A 26,556-nucleotide genomic window follows, 5' to 3' on the forward strand; every position below is an offset into this window, starting at 1 on the left:
GCTTGAGAAGAAGACAAGCGCATAAAGGTTTCCGTTTCTGGAGGGCAAATCATGGCGCAATCGCAACATCATGGGTCAAGTGAACCTCAAAATCGTCAGCAAAAGCAAAATCAGCAAAATCAAGAGGCTCGTACGCGTTTTGAAGACACGCAAACGGCCGAAAATGCCGGTGAAGCTTCTAAGGCAGCCAATAAGACCGATAACGTTGGAACCAAGCACACCGCTGATGCCGGCAAGGCAGGCAAGACGAAGCGGGTCAAGACCCCGTTGGGTGTGGCCGCCAAAGCCAAGGCTGTAGGCCATGCTGCGAAAACTTCTTCGCATGCGCACGAGGCCACAGCCAGGGCCGCGGGCAAAGTCGAAGCCAAGGCGAAGGCGGTGAAAAACGTTGCAGAAACGTCTTTGCGAACTCACAAGGCTCCAACCAAGGTGAAGAAAACCGTCGTCCATGCCCAAAAGAAGGCGGCGAACGCGGAAAAGAAAGTCGTCAACGTGGAACGGAAGGCGAAGACTGCGGAAAAGAAAGTGGCCAGCGCCGAAAAGAAGGCGTTGACTGCCGAGCAACGGGCTGCAGCGGCTGAAAAGAAGGCCCTGTTGCGTGCCGACACCTTTACCAATGCGCCTAAGGTGTCGCGCGATACCTTGACCCGAGAGGAGCGCGAGGAGATCGCCAAGCACGTCAAGGAAGAGCGCAAGGAAGCCAAGAAACTGAGAAAGACCTCCCGCAGCCCGATTGGCCGCTGGTGGCGCAAGGTGCAGGCCAGCCCCGACAAAGTGACGCTTGCGATGGCCATTGTCACCCTCGGCGTGGTCTACGGCGACATCGGCACTTCGCCGCTCTACACTGTCCAGACGTTCCTGGCCGGGCAGGGCGGACTGGCGAAGATCGATCGGCCCGCGGTGCTGGGTATGCTTTCGCTGATTTTCTGGACCTTGCTGCTGATTACCACCGTCAAATACGTGCTGGTCGCCATGCACGCGGACAACAAGGGCGAGGGCGGCATTTTCGCGCTCTTCTCGCTGGTACGTCATTACGGCAAATGGCTGGTCGTGCCCGCGATGATCGGCGGTGCGGCGTTTCTGGCTGATTCCGTCTTGACTCCGGCCGTCTCGATCTCCTCGGCAGTGGAAGGTCTCAAAACCATCCCTGCGTTCACCCACGCGTTCGAAGAGAACACGAGTTTGACGCTAATGATCACCATCGTCATCATCGTCGTGCTTTTCTCCGTCCAGGCGCGTGGCACTGAGAGCATCGGCAAGGTCTTCGGCTCGGTGGTGCTGGTCTGGTTCGCGTTCCTCGCGCTGGTCGGCATCGTCAACCTGAGCGGCGACTGGAGCATTTTCGAGGCCATCAACCCGGTCTACGGTGTCGAATTCCTCTTCAGCTCGCACAACGTCGCCGGCATTTCGCTGATGGGCACGGTCTTCCTTTCGACCACGGGCGCCGAGGCGCTGTATTCCGATATGGGTCACGTCGGGCGTGGCAACATCTACTTCACCTGGCCCTTCATCAACGTCGCGCTCGTGCTCAACTACTTCGGGCAGGGCGCGTGGATGCTGGGCAACCGCGGCGACAAGTCGCTGGCGGGGGCAAATGCGACCGTCAATCCGTTCTTCCAGATGATGAGCCCGAACGTGCGTTACGTCGGCGTAATCCTCTCCGTGGCGGCTGGTGTGATCGCTTCGCAGGCTTTGATCACCGGCGCGTTCACGATGGTCTCGGAGGCCACTGGCCTCAACTGGATGCCGCATCTTCAGGTGCGCTACCCCTCGCGTACCCGTGGCCAGCTCTATATCCCGACCGTCAACGTCGTGCTGTGTATAGCAACTCTTACGGTGCTGGCCATTTTCAAGGATTCCGAGCATATTTCCGCCGCATACGGCCTGGCATTGACCATCACCATGCTGGCCACGACGATTCTTTTGACCACATATGTCTGGCACCATCACCATCGCGTGGGCGCGGTGTTCTTCTTCGCGTTGTTCGTCACCACCGACTCGCTGTTCTTCATCTCCTCGATGTCGAAGTTCCTGCGCGGCGGTTGGTTCACGATGCTCCTGACCGCGGTGATCTTGCTGATCATGATCACGTGGAACGACGGAACCAAGATCGAACGTTCGCAGCGTCGGCATATGAAGCCGCGTGATTTCAAGCCCGCGCTCGCGAAATTGCATGATGATTTCCGTATCCCATATTTCGCGGACAACATCGTTTATCTCACTTCCGATTCCGAGTTGCGCCGGCTTGATACCGACATCTTCTTCTCGATCTTCGCCGACCATCCCAAGCGTGCGCGCGCCTGGTGGGCGGTTTCCGTGGTGACCACGGACGAGCCATTCACGCGCGAGTATTCGGTGGAGAACTTCGACACGGACTATATCTTCCGCGTGCGGATCAGGCTCGGTTTCAAGGTCTCCCAATCGATTCCTGCTTATATCCATCAGATCATGCACGATTTGTCATCGTCCGGGGAATTGCCTGAGCAGAAGTCGGTTTATCCGAAGGTTGACGCCGACCCCGATATCGGTACTGTGCGTTACGTGCTGGTTCATAAGGCCCTGATGCCGGAGTCTAAGATTACCGGTCGTGAGGCGTTGAGCCTTAAGATGAAGTACGCCATCCGCCATATGGCCGGTTCGCCGGTCAAGTGGTTCGGCCTGGCTCCCTATAACCCGGTGGTCGAAGTGCAGCCGCTCTTCCTCTCCACCCGCCGTCCCCCGCGCCTGAAGCGCGTTGCTTTCCACACCTCCACCCGGCGTAAGACAGCTGCTTCCGCCAATATTTCCAATGGTTCCTCGGATCCTTCTGGTGCAGCGTCTACGGATAAGCGTGATCCAGCCAAGACGAAGAAAGACTGACAGGCTATTTAGCGATGTTCCGATTCTTCATGATGACCGATGAATTCTTCGCGACACGGGTAGGCGGGTAATGACTGTTCTATTTCGAATGTTCTCGCTAACATGGCATTTATGGCATTCCAGCCTATATATCAAAGGAGTGATATGACTCAGGTGTCATCCACCAATTCAGCAGAGTTGATTGTCGACGATGATTTCAAAGTGGGCAAGGTCAATGACCGGCTGTTCGGTTCGTTTGTCGAACATCTTGGTCGATGCGTGTATACAGGCATTTATGAACCGGGCCATCCCACTGCTGACGCGAACGGCTTCAGGCAAGATGTCATCGATTTAGTGCGTGAGCTGGGGGCAACCACCATCCGTTACCCAGGCGGGAATTTCGTTTCCGGCTATCGCTGGGAAGATGGCGTAGGCCCAAAGAACGATCGTCCGCGCCGTCTCGACATGGCGTGGCACTCCACCGAAACCAACCAGTTCGGCCTGCATGAGATGGCCAAGTGGCTCGACAAGGTCGGTGGTAATGAGCTGATGGAGGCGGTAAACCTCGGCACCCGCGGTCTTGAGGACGCGATGGATTTGCTGGAATATGCCAACATCCCTGGCGGAACGAAACTCTCCGAAGAACGTCGCGCTAATGGCGCCGACAAGACGTTCGACATCCGCATGTGGTGCCTGGGCAACGAGATGGACGGGCCGTGGCAGCTCGGCCACAAGTCGGCCGAGGACTACGGCACGTTGGCCGCATCGGTGGCACGTGGAATGAGGCAGATGGATCCTGACGTCGAATTGGTGGTCTGTGGTTCCTCGGCGCATAATATGCCCACGTTCGGCACGTGGGAGGAGACGGTGCTTTCAAAGACCTATGATCTGGTGGATTTCGTTTCCTGCCACGCCTACTATCAGCCTCACGACGGCGACATGGCCAGCTTTTTGGCTTCCGGCGTCGATATGGACGGCTTCATCAAGGATGTGGCCGCCGCCATCGATGCCACCAAGGCGAGGCTCAAGAGCAAGCACGATGTATTCATTTCCTTCGACGAATGGAACGTCTGGTATCAGGACGCCGAAGCGAGCAAGAACCCTGAGGGTATCGGCAATTGGCCGGTCGCCCCACGGCTGTTGGAGGACGTCTATTCCGTGGCTGATGCGGTGGTCTTCGGCGATTTGATGATTACTCTTTTGAAAAACGTCGACCGTGTTCATGCTGCGAGTTTGGCCCAGCTGGTCAATGTCATCGCGCCGATTATGACAGAACCCGGTGGCCCGGCCTGGAGGCAGACAACGTTCTATCCCTTCGCGATTACCGCCAGGCTTGCCAAGGGTGGCACGGTGCTCGAGCCGAAGCTTGACTCCTCTCAAGTTTCCACCCCAAAGTACGGGAATGTTGATGGCGTCAACGCGGTGGCGGTACGCGGCGGTGATGGCACGGTCTCGGTTTTCGCGGTCAATCGTTCCCTTGATACGCCCGCCGAATTCGAAGTGAGGCTTCCCGAGGATGTGCGTGGTAGATCCGGGCTGCGTGTCGAGGCGCAGACCTTGAACGACGATGACATCAACGCGAAGAATACGCTGGATAATCAGAACCGCGTTACCCCGAAAGCCAACGCAACCGTTGCATTTGACCCGCAATCGGGAACGGTGAAGCTTACGTTGCCACCGGTTTCGTGGACGGCGATTCACTTGAAGTGACGGACAAAGTAACGATATCGAATTGGTCATTCGCTTTTGTTCCAAGCGGATGACCAATCTTGTTTCTATGGTGTTTGCCGAGGTTCGACGGTTTGGGGCTCGGTTTAACTTGTTGTGTCATGTACGTTGTGCGAGGTGAAGGTATCCAAACCTCCCTACAATAGAGGTCATGACCGGTTATATTCCTACACTTGCCCAGGCGGATGAGCTGCATCATAAGATCGCGCCATCGCAGGCCGCCTATGACCTTATCCATACCCATTGCGTCATTATTGCGACGATAACCCGGCAGCTCGTACGTCGGCAGAACGCACTGTTTGTGCGGCGCTGCACGTTGCCCAAAGACGCGCCTGAACTTACGGGGAGATCTGGGGATACCGTTTCGGTTCCCTGCCGCGAAACGCAGAGAGCGAACGCTTCCGCTGTTGGTGTGGGTGGCGGTGATGCCGCTGCTGTTGGTCCTGCTAAAAACGAAGGGTTCCGAGGAAGCCGTAGTGCCTGTGGTTCCGTGAATTGCGATGATAGCGGGAACGAAGAGTCCAGGCGAAGCCGTGGTGCCGGCCGTACTGGTAGCAAGGCAGACGGTACTTCCGATACCGCGGATTCGGATCGTGCGAAACCTGCTTCTGATAGCCCTGCCACACCTGCCGTGTTGGCTCAGAAACATAGCAATTTCAACATTTTAGCCGGTATTAACGCAACGGTTCCGCCGACCGACGGCGTGACCGGAGGCATGGTTCCGCCGCGTTTGCTCGACGAGAACCTCGCGGTGGTGGGGGCAATGCTTCACGACATTGGCACCTATCTCGTGCTGAAACACGATGGCTCGGACGGCGAGAAGCTGCAATTCGACGGTCCGAACTACATCCTGCACGGTCTGCGCGGCTACGACTGGCTGCTTTCGCAGGGCGTTGACGAGTCCATCGCGCAATTCGCGCGTAACCATACCGGAGTAGGGCTGACCCGTGAACAGGTCGTAGCGCAGGGCCTGCCGCTTCCGCCGGCCGACTACGTGCCGATGAACCTCGAACAGGAGGTGGTGATGGTGGCCGACAAATACAACAGCAAGTCCATTCCGCCGCGCTTCCTCACCGCTGGGGCCTACGCGCGCAAGGCACGGCGCTTCGGCTCCGACAACGAGCGCCAGTGGCTCGACCTCGTCAAGAAATACGGCGTTCCTGACATTCCTGCCCTCGCCAAGAAGTTCGACATGAAACTGGATGAGTAGTCGGCCTTCCGGAGTTCGATGCTGCTGCGACCAAAAGCACGAAAAATAGTCTGATTTCGTGCTTTTGGTCGCAGCAATGAATAAAGTGCGACGAAAAGCATGCGTAACCGTGCTTTTCGTCGCACTTATAGAATCAAGTACATGTGAGCGGGAAGGCGTCACTAACGGTTTGGCTCAGAACGAGTAGACTTTATCGGCTTTGGCCTCATAGTCCGTTTTGCTGCTGTACTCGTCCGAATTCCTGTTCGTGGCAGTGTCGGCCTTGGTTTTCGTGCTGTTTCCGCCATCATCATGGGCACTTGCCGTGCCGTCGGCACTGCGGTCGCCCTTGGCGTAGGAGCTTTCAAAATCCGGAACCAAAACGATTACGCAACGTTTTGGATCCCTGGCGTGGGCGATGCGCGCAAGCAGGTCGAGGATGACGGTGCGGTCGTCGCTATCAAGTCCACCCAGCGGGTCGTCGGCGAGGATGACCGTGGCCTCGCAGCAGATGGCTCGTGCGATGGCCAGGCGGCGCTGATTCACCGGTTTGAGGTCGGCGGTCTTTACTCCCGTGGCCGCTTCATCGAAATCGACATATTTGAGCACGTCACGTGCCACTACAGGAATCGGTTTCAGGAACGTGCGTCCGGAAGCGCGCATGGTCAAAGTCAGATTTGTCAGCGCGTCAAGGTCGCTACGCAGGCTGTAACGCTGGGTGATCAGTCCGATGCGATGGCCGCGAATTTCGTTGGTCTCGAGCTCCAGCAGGCTCTGGCTTTTCACCATGACCTGGCCGCTGTCGGGGCGGTAGAAGCCCGAAGCCACCGCCAACAGGGCACGACGTTGCTCGTCGTCGGCGCCGGTGATGGCGTATAGCGATCCGGCGAAGAATCCCCAGTCGATATTGTCCAAGACGTTTCGTCCGGATTTGCGATTGGTGAAGGTGACGTGGTCGAGTGCGAAGGTAGGGTTCGGCTTCAGCAGAATGTCGGCTTCGGCGATGGTCTCTTTGTCGAGGCGCGTCGAGACGGCGGTGGCCGGCTCGATCACAGGGGATTTCGCTTCGTGAGCGCTCAGCTTGTCCTCTTCCTCCATGGCCAGCCCGAGGGTTTCGTTGACACGTTGGGCATTTGCGCTCGCAGCGCTATCAGGGCTTGCCTTGTCTTCAGCGTTCTCTTCCTCGTCGGCTTCTTCGGGTTCTCTTGTTTCTTCGGTTTTGTCTCCAGATTTGGCCCTGGTGCCTGTCCGTGAATTCTTGGCTCCTGCGCTCTTGGCATTATCGGATTCGGCCTTTTGCTCGTCCGAATCCTCGGCTTTGCTATCTTGGAGTTCATCGCCATCAGCACTGGCCATGTCGTCAGAAACCTGTCCGGGGGTCGCGAGGCTGCCAAGGTCAAGGGCATCATCGTCATCATCGAAGACAACATCATACTTGACCGCCGAGGTGCCTTCCGCGTTTTCGTCCAAGTTGCCCGTGTTATCGGGTTCGTAGCTTTTGGCTTCGTCTTTCGAATCGGTGTTCTTGCTCATGCTTGAGCCTCCGTATCGTCTTCGGACGCGTTGTGATTGTCGGTTTTATCGTCATTATCGCTTGGTTGGTTGGTGTCGCTGTCGGCGTCCGTGCCCGCCTTCGACTCCGCGTCATCGTCAACCGTGCTTTCGTCGGTTTCTTCGCTCGCGCCTGCAACCGGCGATTGCTCGGCACTGCCGACTGCTTGGCGGTCATCGAAAATGCGTCGCGTTCCGGCGAACATAGCCCTCAAGAAGGCGATGACGGCCAGCGCCGCGACGATGGCGATGGAATACCACATTGCCATCCAGCAAGCCGATACGGCAGGTGTGTTGATTCCTCCGGCCAAGGCCTTCCCCAAAGGTTTGGCAGATAGCGCCCCGGCGATGCCGCCGATCAGCAGTCCCGGAATGGTGGGAATCAGCGTTTCCAAAGAGAACTGCCAGCCGATGCGGGGGCGGGTGACGCCGATGACCATATCCATCGAAATCTCGTCGCTACGGCGACGCAAGGCGAGCCCCAAGAGCAGCAGCAGGACAACTCCGCCGCCCGCGTAGAGACCGATACGAACCTTGACCATGACGTTGTTCAATGAATCCAAAGGTTTCAGTGAGGCGTTGTAACGGTCGAGCGTAGGTGAACTGACCTCGTAGCCTTTCGGCATTTTCATCCCTTTGAGGGCTTGCGTGAAGGCCTTGTATTGGTCGACGCTTTCGAGCTTGAAACCGACGTCGAAACGCGGGTTGAGCCATCCCTCGGGATTGTCGCTGAGCAGTTTGTTCTTGGTAAGAACCGACGGTTCGGCGTAGATTGCGTTGTCGCGGTTGTTCTTGGCCAGTTTGGCGTCGCTGCCATGTCCGGTTGGTGCGGGATCGGTATAGGTGTAGATGCCGCGCACCTTCAGCTGATAGGTGTCTTCTGTCATCGGATTGCCGAGTTTGAGCGTGCTGCCCACATGCAGGTTGTTCTTGCGGGCAAAAGCCTGGGAGACGAGCACATTCCTGCCGTCTTTGGCTTGGTAATCCAAGGATTTTCCTTGACTGATCTTGAAAGCGCCCCATGGATTGATCGAGATGCCGTCTTTGTCGTAATAGCTGTAAAGTGTGGTCTCGCCGCCGGTTTTCTTGGCGCTTTCGTCGCTTTTGCCCGCGATGGCCTTGGTCGAGTCGGTTTGACGCATCGGCAGGGAGATGCTGATTGAGAATTGTGGTTGCTGCACGCCGATTTGCTGCAGTACCATCGCGTAGTTGCTATAGTTGTCGAAAGTAATGTACTTTTTCACGCTTGTGGCGTCGTCGCCCTTGAGCTTGTTTTCCATTGCGGCATTTGGCCGAACAACGGCGATTGGTGCCTGTGCCTGGTAATTGTCTCCATGCGCCGTGTCGCTGGCGCTGGATACGGCGGTTGCAAAGACAACGCCGAATATCATGACTCCGGCGACAAGGAGCATCATGATGCTGCGCCATTTATGACGTATCACCTTTGAGAAGGCATTGGTTAGCACGAACATCTATTTCTCCCGCTGCTCAGGCCTGAGGTTTGCCACGTTGAAAACTTTTTCGCCGAGCATGACACACAGGCACCACATGTTTCCCGCCGTTTTGGGCTTGCACCTTTTCGATGCTAGGCCGCAGCATAGGCAACAGGTTCAAGTATATGTGCCTTAGCTTGGATGAGACGAACAAAACCTCAGGAAATGTTGAAAGTTTTCTGGGAATTTTTATTTTCTGGCGGAGATATGAGGGAATTATTTGACGGTATTACGGGAAATGCCGATAAATTCGCCATATGACAGGTAGGATTATCGGTGATGAATACGAAATGGAAACAACGTCTGGGCCATGCCGCTTTGCCTATATGTTCGGTTCTCGGCGTGCTGGCGGCATTCGGCATCGTTGTGGCATGGTTCCCGAAAACGTGGGACGCGTGGAACCTGCCATTGCAGGAAATCGACGCACCCGCGCACTACTACTTTATTCGCAAGCTATTGCGTCAGGGGCTCCCGGCCGCGGCCAGGCTGTGGCCCAACGACGCCTATTATCCACCGTTGTTCCATCTCATCGCGGCCGCCATCATTTCGCTTGGCAACCTTTTGCATATCAAGGTCAATATCTATACGGCCTTCAATCTCGTCTGGCTGATGACTTCCGGTCTGGTCTGGCCGGCCGGTGTGTCGCTTTGGGCCAGCTATTTCACGCGCAAGGTCGACGGCAAATTCGTCGAAGGATGGCGCGGCCTCGAATCTGCCGTTCATGTCGCTTTGGGTTCCCGGAAACGCAAGGGAAAGTCAGAAAAACCGTGGCTCAAGGATCTGCCCTCACCCTTGGGAGCGGCGGTTCCCTCTAAAAGCGCGTTCGCCGAAGCCAAAGAAAAAGAAGGGAATTGGGATGAGATCGTCGATTCCCATTCGCCCCACTGGCGTCCTTTCTCGTGCGCGATGATGCTGATCGTGCCCCTGCTCGCGGTCGCGTCGGCCAGCCATCCTTTCCAGATGCTGGTTTCCGGCCCGTTGATCGCGTTCGGTTTGGCCACCAGCATTCTGCCGTTTTGGCTTTACGTGACGTTGCGCCTGCTCGACGCGCTTGCCGACCGGTACCATATCCTGCGTTGGTTGGTTCTGACGGTGCTGCTCGCCGTGCTCTGCGTCTTCGCCCACCCGCGCATCGCCTTCACCTGGCTGTTGCTGATGGCGCCGTTCATGCTCATGCGTCTGCCTTGGAAAGCCATTCTTGGCCTGCTTGCGGCGGTCGTGGTCTGCGCGGTTGCGTTCTTCTTCTATATGATCGGGCACTATCATTCGTCCCGCTATTTCGATCCGTCGAGCTGGTTCCATACCTATAAGCCCAACCACACCGTCTCGCAGGCATTGCAAATATTCTTCACCGACAACATCAGCGGCGTCGTGAGCGGGTTCATGGCAGTCGTGGTCATTGTCGCGCTGATCGTTGCGATTGCGGTGATATTCGGTTATATCAAATCGAAACTTGTGATTATCAGGTTTGACGGACGGGCAGGCGGGCAAAAGGCAGGGAACGTTTCGGCGGGTGCAGAAGACTTAGTTCGGGTTTCGGCTGATGCATCCATTGCCGAGAGAAAAACGCCAGTAGCCACAGATCCCAAAAACGGCGGGGATAATGATTCTGCCGTTACGCCAGATGCGTCTGATACCGGCTCAAGCCGTCGGCATGATTCCGTCCATCACTCTGCGACCGGCTATGCTCGGCCTTCTCGGTTCGCTACGCCGACGCCCCTGATGGCCAAGGACGCTGTATCCCTGCTTCTCGCGTTCGCGTTGGTGTGCCTGGTCTATGTCTGCTCCACTTCGTTGACAGGCTGGTTCCCGAATATTGTGGCAGCCGCCTGGTACCGTGCCGAAACCCGTCCCCTGACGATGATTCCGTTCGCCATCATACCGTTGCTGGTCTTCGCGGCATGCTCGGTGGCTTATTTGTTCGATACTGTCGACGGGGAGCCCCGTTTTGGCTCGGAATCGTCGGATGAGCACACGGCCTCGGGTGCTGCTTCGTCGGTGTCAGAAACCATTGCAACGGTTCCGGCACCTACGGATGCCTCAAAGAAACCCGGCACTTCCTGGTTGAGGGATATCGACGAAGCCTCTATCGCAACTTCCGAACGACGTGCCGACGCTGCGATTCCCCGCGGTTCCGGCCTGCATACGATGGCCTCGCAGCGCTCGGCATGGACCGTTTTCGTTGACTGGTGCTCGCGAAACGGTGGGAAGGCCATATCGGTGATCGTGCTGGCTGCGCTTGCGATTTCCTGCCAGTTCGGCAATGTGAATCGTCAGGATTTGGGGATGATGGTCGCTTCCAACGTCATCATGGAAGGCAAACCCGAGGATGAGCAGCTCACCAAGGCAAAGTATGATGCATTGAAAGAAACCGTCAAGGTGGCCGGCAATGGCCCGGTGATTATCTCTGACCCGCTCAACGGTTCCATGTACGGATCGGCGATGTTCGATGCGAATATGCTTTATCCGATTTACAACCCCATGCACGAAAGGAACGGCGCGATCTTCGGACAGACCGAAGCGGCCTTTGCTTCCGGCGATCCCGCGAAATTGACCGCGACGACCTGCCCGATTCAGGGCAACGTGCCGAAATACTTCCTTGCGATGGGTCCGCAGGCGCCGAGTCTGCAGATGTTCACGTTCCGACAGCAGTACGATGTGTTCCATCGCCAGGATCTGATCGACAGCTATGTGCGCGCCGGTGTCTTGCACAAAGTCATCGATTTCGGCTTCTACGGTCCTTATGCCAAGGATTGGGCGCTCTACAGCATTCAGTGCGGGCAATCCGACTGAGCGTTGGATTGATTTTTGGAGCAAAGCGGCGAATATCCGTGGGCGGTACTGTCGGGTGAATCTCTTTGATAAAGATGCCAATAAATATACAATGAAACCGTTTGACAGTCACAATAAAGGAGACAGGCCATGGCCGCATCGGTTAAGGACGCGAAAGTACTGATTATCGTACGCAATTGGGGGATTGAAGAGACCGAGATGACGCGACCGTTGCACGATTTGCGAGCTGCAGGGGCTTCCGTGACGTTGGCGGCGGCAGAATTGGCTCCTATCGAAACCGTGCGGCACGACCGGTATGTCGGCGAAGTCGTGGAGCCGGATGCCGTCTATTCCGAGGTCTCTGCCTCCGATTTCGACATGCTTGTTGTGCCCGGTGGCACCTGCAACGTCGACCGACTGCGTGTCGACCCGGCGGCGCAAAAGCTTGCTCGTGACTTCGCCGCCGCGGGCAAGCCGGTCGCCTCGATCTGCCACGGCGCCTGGCTTTTGGTCAACTCCGACCTGCTCAAAGGCAAGACGCTGACCGCCTGCCGCTACATCGCCGCGGACATCAAGAACGCTGGCGGCAAATACGTCGACGAGGAGGTTCATGTCGACAATGCCAATGGATGGAAACTCATCACTTCCCGTAAGCCCGCCGATTTGGATGCGTTCGTCGGCGCCATCAAGGAAGTGCTCGGGGAGTAAGCGATCCATTTGCAGCACGCAATACGAAATGCGAATAATTGAGGTGAGACTGCTGTGAAGAAGCAGGGCTGAAGCTTTTTGTTGGCTGCAACGAGCTTCAGTGCTGTCGGATAGATGTCTTCAGGAATGAGAATGGCGGCATTCCGGCATTTGATATTGGCTGTTTTGGCGATTTGATAGCACGGAAACGCAGTGATGAATAATGACCCGTTCCGTGATCCGGAAGTTAATGGATTGCGTATTTTCGTTGGTAGCGTTGACCAACTGTTTACTTTGTATTACTATTTGTGGCGGTAAAGCAACATATAAAACGGCTGTGATGACGATATTGCAACGTCATCACAGCCGCTATTAATTCTGACCGGTTATTATCGGCCGGTGCCTGCCATCTTTAGAACAGCGAACGGAGGATATCGACGAACTCGATGACGAGGGCGACCAACAGCACGCCGAAGGTCATCGTCGCACCGATAGCCGTGCCGGTGGCCATGTTGGTGGCACCAGCCTGGCCGGCAGCGAGAATTGCGGAGGCGATGGAAGTGCCGACGGCTCCTGCGAACTGCTGGGCCGTGTTGAAGATGGCGTTGCCCATGCTCTGCTCGTGGTTGTTCAGGTGCGAAAGGCCGGTGGTCATGATGTTGCCGGAGCTCAGGCCGATGCCGAGCATGTAGAGCAGGTAGAATCCGGCCGCGGCGCCGCTGGAAAGATGGTGGCCGAACATGAAGAAGCAGACCATCGCGATGATGGCGCAGGCTCCGCCGAAGATCAGCGGCGGCTTCGGGCCGACGGCGTCATAGACACGTCCGCCGAGCAGCGCGAGGACGGCACCCAACGCGGCACCCGGCAGCAAGGTAAGGCCGGCGATCAACGGCGAGGAGTGATCGGTGAGTTGCAGGTAATTCGGCAGGATAAACGCGAGACCAAGCGAAATGGCCTGCAGCAGGAAGAACGCGATGACAAAGCCGGAGAAGCGGAGGTTCTTCAAGGTGCGGATGTCGATGATCGGGGATTCGATCTTCAGCTGACGCATGCAGAACAGAACGAGCGCGATGATGCCGATGACGATGGTGCCGGCGACCTGGATGCTCAAAATCGGCTTGGTGGTCATGGAGCTGAAGCCAAAGATGAGGCCGGCGAACGTGATGGCGATAAGGGCGATGCTCAGGATGTCGAAGTTGACGTCGCGGATCTTGCTCTTCTGCTGGATGCACGCGATGCCGAGGATCAGCGAAATGAGCACGACGGGCAGCAGACAGGCGAAGATGACACGCCAGCTCGTGTACGAGACAACGACACCGCCGAAGGTGGGGCCGATGGCCGGGGCGATGGCGGTGAGCAGTGTGCCGAAGCCCATCATCAGGCCGATGCGCTGTGGCGGAACGGTTTCCAGAATGATGTTGAACATCAGCGGCAGTGCGATGCCGGCGCCGATGCCCTGAATGACGCGGCCGGTCACGAGCAATGGGAAGTTCGGCGTGAAAATCTCAATGATGAGGCCAGCCAGGAACGAAAGATTGGCCACGATGAAGAGCGACTTGGTGCGGAAACGCGCTTTGAGCATCGCGCTTAGCGGCACGACGATGGCGATGGTGAGCAGGTTGGCCGTCGTCACCCACTGCACGGTTTCGGTGCTGATACTGAATTCCTTCATCAGCGTCGGGAAGGTGACGTTCATGGCGGTTTCCACGGTCACGCCGCTCAGTGAGAGCAGGCCGGCCGCGATGATGGCGCCGAAGACTTTGCCCGGGATTTTCTCGGATGGCGGCTGCGATTGCGTAGCAGCCGTGGTTTTTGTTGCTGTTTGCGAGGTCATTGGTTGTATGGTTCCTTTATTTTTTGTTTGCAAATAGTTGATGTTGATTTCAGTTTGGAGCATTGAGGCGTTGTGCATAAGTGTCTTGATACTTCAATGCGGTTCCCAGCCCGTTTCCGGTTGCTGCCGAAGCTGGGGAGGAATCACAAAGTTTCGGTTATCGAAGCTGCCGTTGGCAATTAAGATTCGATTATCGCGGCGGTTGCTGTTCGATCCCTGGGTCGTCATCGCGTTTGAAAGTTGCGGCGGACGATGAGGCTCCGGTCTGTGCCGTCGGTGATATTGGTTCGTCGTCGCGGGCGCGGGCGAAGAACGCCAGCATCTCCTTGAAGTCGGCGATCTGCGTGGAGGAGAAACGACGCTCGAACTCGCGCTGCTCGTTGTCGATATAGCCATGGATGGCCTCGACGCTTTGCCTGGCGCGTGGGGTGAGTTTCACTTTCTTGCATCGAGCGTCATCGGCAGCTTGTTCTCGCGTAAGCAGGCCGCGGGCTTCCATGCGTTGCAGGGTCACGGTGACGGTGGAGCGTTGGATATGGAACTCCTCTTCGATGGCATGCTGCGCCACTTCGCCGCCAGGTTGCGAGCTCATGAAGTTGATGACGGACATCTGCACCTCGGTGAGCCCGTAGCGTGCCGCGAACCGCCCGAGCTGCTGTGACATCGCGCTCGAGGACTGTTGCAGCAGGCGCCCGTAGTTCTCCGGCCGCCCATCCGGCGTATCGGTCATATTCTTCTTGCCTTCTCGACAATCGAGCCGGCGCGTGGCCGGCCCGACAAAAATTAATTCGTTAGCTAACTAACAAATAATATCGAGGGTCAGGACATTTGATATGGACTGCTGGTGTCGGCATGTTCGCCGGATTGTGTCAAATAGGAATTTAAGCATATTTTTCGTCTCAGAATGCGCTTGAATTCCTACGATACGGTTTCGCCAGCATTTTAAGCATGTTCTGCGCTCAAAAATGTGCTTAAATTCCTTCGCCATGGTTTCGATGGCGATTTAAGCATATTCCTTCGTTTCTGATTGGTATGCACGCTGTTTTCGGATTTCTACTTCTTCAACCACTTGTCGCCGCGGGCGCGAAGGCCGTTGAAAATCGATCGGCCGCCGATGAAGACGATGTTGAAGACGGCCCAGAGCAGGACCATGCGGACGGTGGCGCTGGGATTGTAGGCGCCGTCGATGAAGTTGAGCACGAGGACCAGCGGCAGATAAATAATGGTGACGATCGAGCAGGTGACGGCGAGGTATTTGTAGTCGCCGGCGCCGATGAGGATGCCATCAAGCGCCCACATCCATCCCGCAAGCGGCAGGAAGAGCGCGACGACAATCATACCGATGACGATGAGGTGCTGGATGGCTGTGTTTGGGCTGAACAGGGGAGCGGCGGCGAAACCGAGTGCGATAAGTGCAATACCGATGCCGATACCGCCGTAAAGTCCGGCTTTCGCGGAAATACGTGTCATCTCGCGGGCACGGCCGTAACGTTTCGCTCCGATTTCCGTGGCGACCAGCGCCTGACCGGAAATGCCGATGGCATCGAGGATGTTCAGCACGAAGTTCCAGCTGGAATTGACGGCCTGATAGGCGGCGAGCACCTGCGTGCCCATGTGCGTGGCGAGCACGACGGTGGCCACCAGGCAGATGCGCAGGGCGAGTGTGCGGATGAACAGCGGCAACCCGTCAGCTGCCGTGGCAGTGATGCCCGAAATCCGCGGAGCAAGCGAAGCGCCGGCCTCGTGCGACCACTTCAACGAAGGAATGACCAAGTAAATGCCCATAAACCATTGCGCGATCAGCGTGGCAAGCCCGGAGCCCATGATGCCGAGGCCAAGCCCGAAAACGAAAAGGAAGTCAAGTGCGGTATTGAGTGCCGCGCCCAGAACCGCGGCAACAAGCGTGATGCGCACTTTCTTGAGCCCGCGGAAGATGCCGTTGGCTGCGTAGACCAGCAGCATTCCCGGAAGTCCGAAAATGACGGCCTGCAAGTAAATGGTCGCGTTGTCGAGCACCTCGTCGCGCGCCCCCATCAACGAACACAACGGTCGGGCTCCAACGAAAAACGCCGCCGAAATAACAACGCCGATGATGAGCGCCAGCCAAAGCCCATCGACCCCGGTCTCCAGTCCTTCGTGTTTGCGTCCGGCTCCCATCAGTTGCCCCACGCGCGAGGTGGTGCCGTAGGCGAGGAAGTTGCAGAGCCCGGCGACGGTGAGCAGCACGGTGGAACCGATGGAAAGCCCGGCCAGCGCGGTGTCACCGATGTGCCCGACAATGGCCGTGTCGATGAGCACGAAAAGCGGATCGGCGATCAGCTGGCCAAAGGTGGGAATCGCCAGCGCGAGTATCTGCCGGTTGATACGCTTGCGTTCGGCTCGGTCGTAGGTTTGTGTGGTGTCTGCGGATTGTTCGAACGCTTGTGAGTTGTCAGCCGATTGCCAGTAAGTCGTTGCGTTGCCTTTAGTCCGGTTTTCGGTGGTCGTCTTGTCTGCTGCTTGCTCGGTCCCGTCAAGCGGGTCGGTTCGATCGTTTCCATTTGTCACTGGCGTTTTGGTCACTATGCTGATTTTCTGAATTCTTAGGTTTTAAGCGTTTCGATAGCTATTGTAACGATGCCAAAGATGGAGCGCCAGTATTTCTTCAGTTCTCTTTGGCAGCATAAAAGAGGGGCCTTGCAACGGCAGACGTTGCAAGGCCCCTCCTCTCGGATTATTGAGTTATGGGCTATTGGCGGCTCCTTTATTTGTTGTGCCATCCATTGCGATCCGACAGGTCTTGCTTGTCTGTGCCCATGGTGGTAGGCCATTGTGCGGGCAACAATGCAATCGGCAAATTAGAGGACCGGACCGAAGCCGCCATGCCGTTCTTGATGGCACGGCGGCGTTTGATATGGTCTTGGATGCCATACTGATGGTTGATGGGGATGTGGAACCCTCGAAGCCTGATTCTGTTGCGGTTTCAGCCTTCGCCGATGTTATTGGCGTTGATGAGCTTTGGCATCAGCGGCATCGTCACAACTACGGCGGTGCCGAGCGCAGTTTTCATGTCCATGCGCATCCTCTTCCCCTTAATTTGGAGTAAGTAAGAAATACGGCAATAAATATATAAATGACGTATTTTCTCCCCCAAGAAAAGACATTAATGTACACATTGGACGGATAAATAAAGTATTTAACCGTCGATAAATGCCGCTTGATTCGTTATGTTCTACCGTTCGATGTCGATATATTAAATCTCGTCACGACAAGCAAAATCCATGCGCTGGTTTCTTACCGGCCTTCCCGCAGCGAGATAGAAGCTGCCATTGTCGAAGAAGTATTTTATTTTGCTGATTTCCAAATCCGAGGCCAACGGATGCTGGCCTTTTTGTCGGGTCGTGATCCGAGCGTGGCCTTCTATTCATTGTGAAAGGCGATCTGACGCGTATTCGTTTCGCAATCGGTTTCGGTCCTTGCCGCTATCAAATATTTTCTGCTGTGGGTGAACTATAGTTAGAAACCATATTCCGCTTGTGTTGATGAAACCATGAAAATGCGCGGGGTTCAAAGTGCAGAAAAGATATCAAAAGAGGCCACACGCCAGTAGATGATGCACGGCCTCTTTTGAGGATTATTAAGTTATAGCGCTATTGATGGCTCCTTGATTAGTAGGCACGGTGTTGCGAACTAATCGTCATGCTGTTTCTGCGTTCGTAGGTATAGACCATCGCGCCAATGGCAATCGCAATCAACAGAACATACAGCCAGATCGCTACGGCTCCCGTCGAGTCGGACTGGGCCACGGCGCTCGAGGCGGCTGTATCTTGTGTGTCGCACCTGTAAATGACCGGGGAGGCGGAACCTTGAAGGTATGCGATTGGCTCGCAACCCTCCGGTATTCTCTTCTTCGGACTTGCGTTCTTCGAGGCGTTGTTGCCATTGCCGAGTGACCGATCATTGGGCATCTGCAATTGCGGGCCGGCCACTGTCAGACCGAAAATGCCACGAGGGTTCGAAGTCGCGGTTGTGCGGCGTGCGGAACCGGTCGTTTGAGCCGGAGAATGAGCTTGAGCTGCAGGGGCACCTGGGCCAGATACGGACGGAGTGATGACCATAACGCCCGTCTTGCTCGATGCTGCATGGGCCTTGTGGTTATACGGCTTGTTTGGCTTGTTTTCTGGACGAGTCTGAGAGTGGGCAGCTGTTGCTGAGGGAGAAGCGGGCTTGCTTGGCTTTTGCACCGGTTTACTCGGTTTTTGCGTGGGCTTGCTTGGCTTTTGCACCGGTTTGCTCGGTTTTTGCGTGGGCTTGTTTGGCTTTTTTGCCGGCTTTGCAGGCTTGCTTGGCTGTGGTTTTGGCTGCGGCTTCGGCGTAACTTTCCATGTTGCGTAGAGCGTGACATTGCCGTTGGCGAGATCGAAAACGTCCGCCGCATCGTACGCGGTGCCACTGCCGTCTGCCGCGGTGTTCCACTTGAACGTGTAGCCCTTGGCGTTGGATTCGTCGGCATCCAGAAGCTTGTACGGGCTATCCGGCAGAGTCATGGTCAAGGTGCTGGCATCCTGCGGAGCAGACTGGCCGTCGATATGAATACTTGTGGCATGGCCTCCGATGAGTTGGTATTGCTTGGCAGCCGTGTCGCCGATATGGGTACCGGCTGGCAGCGGCGTTCCGGGCTGGAGTGTCAGCGTGCGATTTTCCTGCCAGACGTATGTCCCGGCGGCTTGGGCGGTATTGGTTGTGCTTTCGTTTTGGATATCGCTCCAGTCATAGGTCTGGGCCGCCTTTTCGGCGGTCAAAGGGCTACCTGGCTGATAGACCTTCACCCACTTGCCCGTGTACGGTTCGTTGAACGAAGCGAACAGTGCAGGTTGCCAGCCACTCAGTTGGGTGTGGGGACCGATGGATATCTGCTTGATGGCGGTGTCGCCTTCGAACAGATTGTTCATATAGGTGTTGTTGGTGGTGGTGAACGTGCTGAGGTCGACGACGGCGAGCTTGTCGTCGCCGGTGAACAGCCTATCCATCATAGTCACGTTTCTGGTGTCCCAATTGCTCAAATCGATGGAGGCCACATGCTGGCATTGGCGGAACATTGCGCTCATCTCTTGGACCGATTCGGTGTCCCAACTGCTCAGATCAACGCTGGTCAGGCTGGTGCAATTGTCAAACATGTGCGACATGTTCGTGACATTCTTGGTGTCGAGTTTGAAGATGTTGAGATTCTTCAGGGCATACAGGTTTTCGAACAGGTAGCTCATGTCCATGGCCTTCGGTGCGCTGAAGTAACTGATATCGAGCGTGGTGAGCTTGGGCCTTTCGGAAAACAGGCCCATCAGGTTCGTGGCATTGGGGAAAGTGGCATGGCTCATGTCGATTTTCTCAAGGCTCTGACGCGGTGAATCGAACAGGTGCCGTATATCTGTGGCACTTGCCGCGCTGAAGTTGCGCATGTTGACAGTCTTCAGATTGGGCGCATCGGTAATCAGAGACCCGAGACTGGTGAGCTGAGGCGCGGAAATATCGTCGAGGATCAATGTTTCCAGGGAATCTCCGGCGTTTACCAGTCCAGACGTGGATTGAAGGCTATTCAGCTTCCATCCACCCAGGTTCAGACTCCTGCAGCTGTGCAGGTTACTGAATGCGTCCGCTTGAGTGACGTTGCTGACGTCCCAGCCGCTCAGATCGAGCTCTCCGAAATCGCTGTCATTGAACATCTGAGACATATTGGTGACACGGCTCGCGTCCACGTTATCGGTGTGATGCAGGTGCTTAAGGCCGTGGATGCCGTTGAACAGATTGCTGCTGTCTGCGGGCAGCTGCGTCTTGCCGGCAAAGTCAACGTCCGTGTACATGGAATGGCCGGTAGTGTACATGTTCCTGAAGAAGTCGTTGGGTATCTGCACCTCTTGGCCGGATTCGGCGTTGATGGTGAGGGTGCAGGTTCCGCTCGCTGTTGAAAGCTCCCAGCTGCCGCCTGCCAGATTGCCTTGTGTCGCGCCACTGTCGCTGCAGGGGGATTCGTTCTGTGGGCCGACGCTCGGCGCCGGCTTGGCTGATGTTGTTGCCGGTTTCGATGCAGTAGAAGCGCTCGCTATTGTTGAGGTTGATTTCTTTGCGGTGCTTTGATTTTGTGATTGTGGCTTCTGTGTTTTTTGGCCTGGCGTCGCTGCCGTTTGTGTCGGAAGCTTTTGATTCTGATTCGTTTGTGCTGGCATTGCTGCCTGTGATATCTCGTCCTTTTGCGGTTGCGTCCCGTCAGAGTCATCGGCGTTGGCTAGTACCGGTGCCATCAGCATCGCAGCAGCTACGGCGAAGCCAAGCGCAGTCTTTATGTCCTTGCGCATGTTGTTCCCTTCAATTTTTCAATAGATAAGGAATACGGCAGTAATGATTCAAATGCTGTATTACTAACCTTTAAAGAGTAGAGTAATACGCCTATTAGACGAATAAATGTACAATTTAACTAACAGTAAATATTATTTCGTCCATTATTTTTTATCGTTCGTCTTTAGGAGGCGAATGGTCCGAAAGGGTGAGAAAGCCGAAACCGTGGTGCGAAGGTTGGGTTGGAATCGGGTGAGTCGTGGATCGGCGGCCTCGTGATATTGCCTGAGGGCGCCATTGTTTGGCGCAGCGGCGCGAATGTTCGGTGAGGTATGGTAGTCCTTATTATTATGTTGCGCCACGCGCTACACTGATGTTTCGCTGTATGCTGTGGGTGAGTGGTAAGTAATATGACGAACGTAACCTCAAGACGTGAAGGAGCGGTTATGGCGACTGGTAAGAAACTTGTCATCGTGGAGTCTCCGACCAAAGCGAAGAAGATCGGTGGCTACCTCGGCAAGGACTACACGGTCATGGCCTCCGTCGGCCATATCCGCGACCTCGCGCAGCCCAGCCAGGTGCCCGCTTCCAAGAAGGCGAAATTCGGACGCTTCGGAGTTGACGTCGATGACGGCTTCGAGCCGTATTACATTGTTGGGCCCGAGAAAAAGAAAACCGTCGCACAGCTCAAAAGTGCGTTAAAGGATGCCAGCGAGCTTTACCTCGCGACTGATGAGGATCGCGAAGGCGAGGCCATCGCGTGGCACTTGGTGCAGACGCTCAAGCCCAAGGTGCCGGTGCACCGCATGGTCTTCCACGAGATCACCCCGTCCGCCATCAAAGCCGCCGTCGGCAAGACGCGCGACGTTGACGCCAACATGGTCGACGCACAGGAGACTCGGCGTGTGCTCGACAGGCTGTATGGTTATGAGCTTTCGCCGGTGCTTTGGCGCAAGGTCGGCCCGGGGCTTTCGGCGGGCCGTGTGCAGTCCGTGGCCACGCGTCTGATCGTCGAGCGCGAACGGGAACGCATGGCGTTCGTGCGCTCGCCGTATTGGGATGTCATCGCCGAGCTTTCCGCGCCCGACGCACAGGGTGAGAACGTCGATTTCGAATCTCGTATGGTCTCGCTGGGGGGCTCTCGTCTGGCCAATTCCCGAGACTTCACTTCCACCGGCGCATTGACCGCCGCCGCTCAGAAAGACAACGTCTGCCAGCTTGATGAAGCCCAGACCAAGGCGATAGCGCAGGCGCTGGAACATGCGCCGTTCACCGTGGTCTCCATGGAATCCAAGCCGTACCACCGTCGTCCGGTGCCTCCGTTCACCACTTCGACCATGCAGCAGGCCGCCGGCAACCGGCTTTCGATGAGCTCGCGCCAGACCATGCGTGCCGCCCAGGGCCTCTACGAAAACGGCTTTATCACTTACATGCGTACCGATTCGGTGACACTTTCGCACGAGGCCATCGAAGCGGCTCGCGAGTCTGTCACCAAGCATTTTGGCAAGGAATATCTTTCTGACAAGCCCAAGCAGTACGCCACCAAGACCGCAGGCGCACAGGAAGCGCACGAATGCATCCGTCCTGCCGGTTCGAAGTTCCATGACCCGTCTGAACTGGCCACCAAGGTGCCGCCGGATCAGCTCAAGCTCTATACCCTGATTTGGCAGCGTACGCTGGCTTCGCAGATGGCCGATGCCACCGGCTTCACCGCCACCGTGCGGCTTTCTGCGCCTGCCGGGGAGCGTGGAGAAGCCATTTTCCAGGCCTCTGGCACTGTCATCGAATTCCCGGGATTCCTGAAGGCTTCCGGCTGGCCGCGTCGTTCTTCAGGGTCTTCGGCCGGTTCATCTGCAGCGGCGAAGGCAGAGGACGGCAAAGCAACCGCCAAAGCCGCCAAGTCCGAGGACAACGAAGCGCTGCCGCCGATGAAAACCGGCGAAATGCTCAACGCCACGTCGGTCACGGCCGACGGCCACGAAACCCAGCCCCCTGCCCGCTATACCGAGGCTTCGCTGGTCAAGACGCTCGAAGCCAAGGAAATCGGCCGTCCGTCGACCTATGCCAGCATTATTTCCACGATTATCGACCGCGGCTATGTTTACGAACGCGGACGGGCGCTGATTCCGTCCTGGCTCGCCTTCGCCGTAACCAAACTACTTGAAACCAACTTCCCGAAGTATGTGGACTACCAGTTCACCGCCGATATGGAAAACGGGCTTGATAAGATCGCGCAAGGCAAGGAAACCAGCAAGGAATGGCTTACCCGCTTCTACTTCGGCGATGGCAAGGACGCGGCGAAATCACAGGACGAGGCGCATGAGGGCCTGCAGCAGCAGGTCGCGCAGCTCGGCGACATCGACGCGCGCGCCATTAACACCATCGAGATCGGCGATGGGCTGCAGGTGCGCGTCGGTCGCTATGGCCCCTACCTTGAGGATACGAAGAATCTGGATGCCGAAGGCAACCCCAAGCACGCCTCGATTCCCGAGACGATGGCTCCTGACGAGCTGAGTGTCGAGGCCGGCCATGAGCTCATCAAGAACAATGCCGGTGGGCCGCGTGTACTGGGCAAAGACCCGGCGACCGGTGGCACGGTAGAGGTTCGCAGCGGACGGTTCGGGCCGTATGTTGCCTTGATTTCTCCCGAAGCCGAGGCGGAGATGAAGGCCGAGCGCGAGGCCAAGGCCGCTGCGGCGAAGGCTGCGGCCGCCGCCGACTCTACTGAGAGCACGGATAGCAAGGGTGGCAAGACTTCTGCAAAGCCGGCCAAAACCACCAAGACGCGTGCGAAGAAATCCGCCAAATCCACGGTGCCCAAGCCCAAGATGGCATCGCTGTTCAAGACGATGAGCCCCGATACGGTCACGCTTGACGATGCGTTGAAGCTGCTGAGCCTGCCGCGCGAAGTCGGCAAATACGACGAGACCGATGCCAAAACCGGCGAAACAAGCGAGGCTGTCGTCACCGCGAGCAATGGACGTTACGGCCCCTACCTCACCAAGAAAAGTGCGGACGGCAAGTCCGAGACGCGCTCACTCGGCAGCGAGGATGAGATTTTCACGGTCGATCTGGAGAAGGCCAAGGCGTTGTTCGCCCAGCCGAAGTACGGCCGCGGCAGGGGCAGGGGAGCGGCCAAGCCGCCGCTGCGCGACCTCGGTGCGGACCCGGAGAACGGCAAGAACGTGACCATCAAAGATGGTTTCTACGGCGCCTATATCACCGACGGCGAGACCAACCGCACACTTCCCAAGCAGTATACCCCGGAGTCCATCGATCCGGCCACAGCCTTCCAGCTGCTTGCCGAAAAGCGCGCCGCCGGCCCCACCAAGCGTCGCGGCCGTCGTAAGACGACTACGCGCAAGACGGCCACTCGCAAGTCAACGAAGTCCACGACCCGCAAGACCGCAACACGCAAGACGAGCAGTGCCAAGAAGACCACAACGCGCAAGACAACTGCTAAGAAGTAGACGAGATGGCCGAACCGGAGCATTGGAGGTTTTACACCTTGCGACGGAGAGATATTGGGTTAGGGCAGCAATTCCGCGCTGATTTCTCGCGTTGTATGCGTCGGACTGGAAAATATGAATAGCGGGTTATTGACTATCGGGAATTGATGAGGAATATCATGGGTGAATCTTCAATGAGCCTTGTTGATTGCGAAAAGGTCGGCAGCGGCGCGAATGCGAATATGGAAAGAGATTGTGCGCCTCTTCCCGATAAGGTTCTGAAGCCTCAAACGTTCAAGCAATATACCGGTTGGCTAGGCATAGCCTGCCTTGCCGTGGCGGTCGTATATTTCGCGTGGTTGGCGTGGAACGGTTTGCACGAAATGAAGACTACCGGGTGCACGGTTGCTGCCGTGGATCGGTTTCGGGTGTTCTGCGGTATGGCAGGTTGGCTTTATACTTGGCTGCAGGCGGTTGTTTGCGTGCTTGCCGCCGTCGGTATGGCGTCGATGATGTTGTTGAAGCCAGGGCAACGTATGTACCCTTCTAACGATATTGCGAAATTGTATCAGGTCAATGGGCTGTATTGGTATGGCGGAGACTTCAGCAATCCAGAGACCGACCCCGCCGCGGTGGCCAAATTGCGGAGAGCCAATGACGGGGATTTTTCCAAACTTTCTGCAGTCTGCGTTAAAGGCAGGCACCTGCCACTTTCCACTTTTGTATCTGTTCGTAGAAAAGAGGGGTCTGGTTTTGTTTTCCGTTTGGCGACCATGGACATCACTGCCGAAGGCATGACGTTAACGATTGGCGTATGCCCGAAATTCCCGTTGGTTCAAGGGCGTTGCCATAAGTTGGATCACAGTCTGTTTTTGTAAGTTCGATGGATTGCCATGACTATTATGGCGGCCAAGACATGCATGTATGCCTCGCGGAGACAGGATTTTGGAAGGTGCCACGCTGCGCTTGGGGGAGCAGGGAGAATTCCCGGTAGCTTCGCAGTCTCATTATTCGCTTTTACGGAATGCCGTGAAACTCAGCTGATTGGAGCGACCGGGACCGGGATGCATCTTTGTTGTAAGACGGTTCCGGTCCTGTTTGTGGATAAAACGCTGGCATTATTGGCTTTTGTGGACAACTGGCGGATGCGGGCCGCGACACGCCTCAAATGTGGATAACCCCTATCATTCGACCACAGTAACCGTTTTTGTCCCGGTAATTTTGCCTTTTGTGCTTCGATGGAATCAATGGAGATTTCACGCAAGCGAAAGGAGCGGAATATGTCGGCTCGCTCAATCGCAGATCGCGGCAAACGCAAGCCTGCAAACATCAGGGTTCCTGTTCGGCCTTCTCATACTCGCGCCATCTCGCGTCCTCCCGCATTTCCGCTACAATTGGCGGTATTGCAGGAGGAAAGGAGGTGCAATATGGAGTGCGATGATCTCTTTGAGATGGACGGCGTGCGTCTGGGGTATACCGAGGATACTGTGACGATTACGGAAGTGGATTACGGCCGTAAAGCGGTGTTCGACAACAAGGGCAACTTGCTTTCGTCGAATTTTCCGGAAGATTTCATGCCGTTTCTGCTGAATTATTACAAGCTGAATTATGACTTGGTGCAGGGCTCCCGCGAAGATGATCGGGAGCTTGGCGATGACTGAAAAATTTATCATTAAAGGTTATGAAGTATCGTTCAATGACCATGATGGCGGTCATGGAGTGCACGTGCATGTTTCACAGGGGCGAAACAGGGATATCGCGAAATTCGCACTCGCCAAGGACGGCGATGTTGTATTGCTGCACAACAGGGGAAATGTGCCTCCGAAAGTGCTGAAGAAAATACGAAATGATTTGGCCCGACGATACGTTTTTATTGTCGCCGCTTGGGACAGAACATTCGGCGAACATCATTTCGACCGGTGAGGGAATCAGCGAAGATTCCATAACAGTAAGAGGAGCACAATATGTCTGGTCTTTCATCATTGAACGGCAACAAACAAGGATTCAGGAATAAAAGGATTCGAAGCCAGCCGAACCGCGTCCGCGCCATCTCGCCTCCTCCCGCATTTCCGCTACAATTGGCGGTATTGCAGGAGGAAAGGAGGTGGAATATGCAGTGCGATGACTTCCTTGAGGAAGATGGTATTCGGCTGGGATATAACGCGGATACAGTGACCATTACGGAAATCGGGTATGGCAGGAAGGCGGTGCTCGATAATGAAGGGAATGTCATTTCGTCGACATTTCCGAAAGATAGCTTGGATTTTGTTCATCGATATTTCCGGCAGAATTACAAGATGATTGAGCGTGCCCGGTCGATAGATCGGAAGTACGGCCATGACTGAACTGTTTCGTGTGATGGGTTATTCGGTATTTTTCAGCTCGCAAGATATGCATCATGGTGTTCACGTTCATGTCGGGAAGGGACGGAAACGCGACCTTGGCAAATTTATCCTGACCAAAGACGGTCATGCTTCTCTGGCACATAATCGGGGCGGGCTTTCCGACTATGAGATTTTGAAGATTCAGGATGCAGTCGAGGAGCGTTACAAGAAAATCGTTGATCGTTGGTCATACCAATTTGGCAGCGATTACCATTTCGATAAATAGTGTATTGATCAGTGCTGGCTGTTTATTGCTGTTGTTGTCTTTAAAAGTATGGTCGTAACAGATAATTGGAATGGATCGCAGAAATTATCGGTAAGC

Annotated in this window: 16 protein-coding genes and 2 pseudogenes; 12 read left to right on the forward strand and 6 right to left on the reverse strand. The window is 56.0% G+C overall.

Annotated elements, in window-relative coordinates; genetic code table 11:
• Nucleotides 1-51: 51 nt before the first annotated feature.
• The 4 genes and pseudogenes from OZX67_RS01040 to OZX67_RS01055 form a co-directional block, all read left to right on the forward strand.
• Nucleotides 52-2,859, forward strand: coding sequence for a KUP/HAK/KT family potassium transporter (locus OZX67_RS01040; RefSeq protein WP_277143333.1), 2,808 nt, complete (start codon nt 52-54; stop codon nt 2,857-2,859).
• A 144-nt stretch (nt 2,860-3,003) separates the two neighbouring features.
• Nucleotides 3,004-4,548, forward strand: a complete 1,545-nt coding sequence (locus tag OZX67_RS01045; protein ID WP_277143335.1) for an alpha-L-arabinofuranosidase C-terminal domain-containing protein — start codon at nt 3,004-3,006, stop codon at nt 4,546-4,548.
• 169 nt (nt 4,549-4,717) lie between these two features.
• A pseudogene (locus OZX67_RS01050) lies at nt 4,718-4,897 on the forward strand (phosphohydrolase); the annotation flags it as partial.
• A gap of 351 nt (nt 4,898-5,248) precedes the next feature.
• Nucleotides 5,249-5,776, forward strand: a pseudogene (locus tag OZX67_RS01055) (HD domain-containing protein); the annotation flags it as partial.
• A gap of 174 nt (nt 5,777-5,950) precedes the next feature.
• On the opposite strand, the gene OZX67_RS01060 reads toward OZX67_RS01055, so the two are convergent.
• Nucleotides 5,951-7,288 carry an ATP-binding cassette domain-containing protein gene (locus tag OZX67_RS01060; RefSeq protein WP_277143337.1) on the reverse strand — a complete coding sequence of 446 codons (1,338 nt, stop codon included), beginning with the start codon at nt 7,286-7,288 and terminating at the stop codon, nt 5,951-5,953.
• On the reverse strand, nt 7,285-8,721 hold the full coding sequence (locus tag OZX67_RS01065; protein WP_277143339.1) for an FtsX-like permease family protein: 1,437 nt from the start codon (nt 8,719-8,721) through the stop codon (nt 7,285-7,287). The genes OZX67_RS01060 and OZX67_RS01065 overlap by 4 nt, the downstream gene beginning before the upstream one ends.
• A gap of 357 nt (nt 8,722-9,078) precedes the next feature.
• Here OZX67_RS01065 and OZX67_RS01070 point away from each other — a divergent pair, with 357 nt between their 5' ends.
• Nucleotides 9,079-11,592: a DUF6541 family protein gene (locus OZX67_RS01070; protein ID WP_277144812.1), complete on the forward strand. Its 2,514-nt coding sequence runs from the start codon at nt 9,079-9,081 to the stop codon at nt 11,590-11,592.
• 129 nt (nt 11,593-11,721) lie between these two features.
• Nucleotides 11,722-12,279 (forward strand): type 1 glutamine amidotransferase domain-containing protein, encoded by a 558-nt coding sequence (locus OZX67_RS01075; protein ID WP_277143341.1) that lies wholly within the window; start codon nt 11,722-11,724, stop codon nt 12,277-12,279.
• A gap of 391 nt (nt 12,280-12,670) precedes the next feature.
• Here OZX67_RS01075 and OZX67_RS01080 read toward each other — a convergent pair whose 3' ends face one another.
• The 4 genes from OZX67_RS01080 to OZX67_RS01095 form a co-directional block, all read right to left on the reverse strand.
• Nucleotides 12,671-14,092, reverse strand: a complete 1,422-nt coding sequence (locus OZX67_RS01080) for an MFS transporter (protein ID WP_277143343.1) — start codon at nt 14,090-14,092, stop codon at nt 12,671-12,673.
• 190 nt (nt 14,093-14,282) lie between these two features.
• The gene (locus OZX67_RS01085; RefSeq protein WP_277143345.1) at nt 14,283-14,822 is read right to left on the reverse strand and encodes a MarR family winged helix-turn-helix transcriptional regulator; all 540 of its coding nucleotides are present in this window, start codon (nt 14,820-14,822) and stop codon (nt 14,283-14,285) included.
• 323 nt (nt 14,823-15,145) lie between these two features.
• Nucleotides 15,146-16,654 (reverse strand): MATE family efflux transporter, encoded by a 1,509-nt coding sequence (locus OZX67_RS01090; RefSeq protein ID WP_348519607.1) that lies wholly within the window; start codon nt 16,652-16,654, stop codon nt 15,146-15,148.
• 1,085 nt (nt 16,655-17,739) lie between these two features.
• Nucleotides 17,740-20,421 (reverse strand): BspA family leucine-rich repeat surface protein, encoded by a 2,682-nt coding sequence (locus OZX67_RS01095; RefSeq protein ID WP_277143347.1) that lies wholly within the window; start codon nt 20,419-20,421, stop codon nt 17,740-17,742.
• Between the two features lie 426 nt (nt 20,422-20,847).
• On the opposite strand from OZX67_RS01095, the gene topA reads away from it, so the two are divergent.
• From topA to OZX67_RS01125, 6 genes are all read left to right on the forward strand, one after another.
• A complete protein-coding gene (topA, locus tag OZX67_RS01100) occupies nt 20,848-23,871 on the forward strand; it encodes a type I DNA topoisomerase (protein ID WP_277143349.1) in 3,024 nt (1,007 codons plus the stop codon).
• 158 nt (nt 23,872-24,029) lie between these two features.
• Complete coding sequence (locus OZX67_RS01105; RefSeq protein WP_277143351.1) at nt 24,030-24,728, forward strand: hypothetical protein; 699 nt, start codon at nt 24,030-24,032, stop codon at nt 24,726-24,728.
• A 549-nt stretch (nt 24,729-25,277) separates the two neighbouring features.
• Nucleotides 25,278-25,511 carry a hypothetical protein gene (locus tag OZX67_RS01110; RefSeq protein ID WP_277143353.1) on the forward strand — a complete coding sequence of 78 codons (234 nt, stop codon included), beginning with the start codon at nt 25,278-25,280 and terminating at the stop codon, nt 25,509-25,511.
• Nucleotides 25,504-25,773: a DUF4160 domain-containing protein gene (locus OZX67_RS01115; protein ID WP_277143355.1), complete on the forward strand. Its 270-nt coding sequence runs from the start codon at nt 25,504-25,506 to the stop codon at nt 25,771-25,773. Before OZX67_RS01110 ends, OZX67_RS01115 begins: the two co-directional genes overlap by 8 nt.
• Nucleotides 25,774-25,814: 41 nt before the next feature.
• On the forward strand, nt 25,815-26,195 hold the full coding sequence (locus tag OZX67_RS01120) for a hypothetical protein (RefSeq protein ID WP_277143357.1): 381 nt from the start codon (nt 25,815-25,817) through the stop codon (nt 26,193-26,195).
• On the forward strand, nt 26,188-26,460 hold the full coding sequence (locus OZX67_RS01125) for a DUF4160 domain-containing protein (protein ID WP_277143359.1): 273 nt from the start codon (nt 26,188-26,190) through the stop codon (nt 26,458-26,460). The genes OZX67_RS01120 and OZX67_RS01125 overlap by 8 nt, the downstream gene beginning before the upstream one ends.
• Nucleotides 26,461-26,556: the final 96 nt, after the last annotated feature.

This window comes from Bifidobacterium sp. ESL0728, assembly GCF_029392015.1.
Lineage (GTDB): Bacteria > Actinomycetota > Actinomycetes > Actinomycetales > Bifidobacteriaceae > Bifidobacterium.

Excerpts from the sequence above, each read along its gene's own strand:
- OZX67_RS01040 (WP_277143333.1), top strand. The coding sequence starts at position 52 with ATGGCGCAATCGCAACATCATGGGTCAAGTGAACCTCAAAATCGTCAG.
- OZX67_RS01045 (WP_277143335.1), top strand. The coding sequence starts at position 3,004 with ATGACTCAGGTGTCATCCACCAATTCAGCAGAGTTGATTGTCGACGAT.
- OZX67_RS01060 (WP_277143337.1), bottom strand. The coding sequence starts at position 7,288 with ATGAGCAAGAACACCGATTCGAAAGACGAAGCCAAAAGCTACGAACCC.
- OZX67_RS01065 (WP_277143339.1), bottom strand. The coding sequence starts at position 8,721 with ATGATGCTCCTTGTCGCCGGAGTCATGATATTCGGCGTTGTCTTTGCA.
- OZX67_RS01070 (WP_277144812.1), top strand. The coding sequence starts at position 9,079 with ATGAATACGAAATGGAAACAACGTCTGGGCCATGCCGCTTTGCCTATA.
- OZX67_RS01075 (WP_277143341.1), top strand. The coding sequence starts at position 11,722 with ATGGCCGCATCGGTTAAGGACGCGAAAGTACTGATTATCGTACGCAAT.
- OZX67_RS01080 (WP_277143343.1), bottom strand. The coding sequence starts at position 14,092 with ATGACCTCGCAAACAGCAACAAAAACCACGGCTGCTACGCAATCGCAG.
- OZX67_RS01085 (WP_277143345.1), bottom strand. The coding sequence starts at position 14,822 with ATGACCGATACGCCGGATGGGCGGCCGGAGAACTACGGGCGCCTGCTG.
- OZX67_RS01095 (WP_277143347.1), bottom strand. The coding sequence starts at position 20,421 with ATGCGCAAGGACATAAAGACTGCGCTTGGCTTCGCCGTAGCTGCTGCG.
- topA (WP_277143349.1), top strand. The coding sequence starts at position 20,848 with ATGGCGACTGGTAAGAAACTTGTCATCGTGGAGTCTCCGACCAAAGCG.
- OZX67_RS01105 (WP_277143351.1), top strand. The coding sequence starts at position 24,030 with ATGGGTGAATCTTCAATGAGCCTTGTTGATTGCGAAAAGGTCGGCAGC.
- OZX67_RS01110 (WP_277143353.1), top strand. The coding sequence starts at position 25,278 with ATGGAGTGCGATGATCTCTTTGAGATGGACGGCGTGCGTCTGGGGTAT.
- OZX67_RS01115 (WP_277143355.1), top strand. The coding sequence starts at position 25,504 with ATGACTGAAAAATTTATCATTAAAGGTTATGAAGTATCGTTCAATGAC.
- OZX67_RS01120 (WP_277143357.1), top strand. The coding sequence starts at position 25,815 with ATGTCTGGTCTTTCATCATTGAACGGCAACAAACAAGGATTCAGGAAT.
- OZX67_RS01125 (WP_277143359.1), top strand. The coding sequence starts at position 26,188 with ATGACTGAACTGTTTCGTGTGATGGGTTATTCGGTATTTTTCAGCTCG.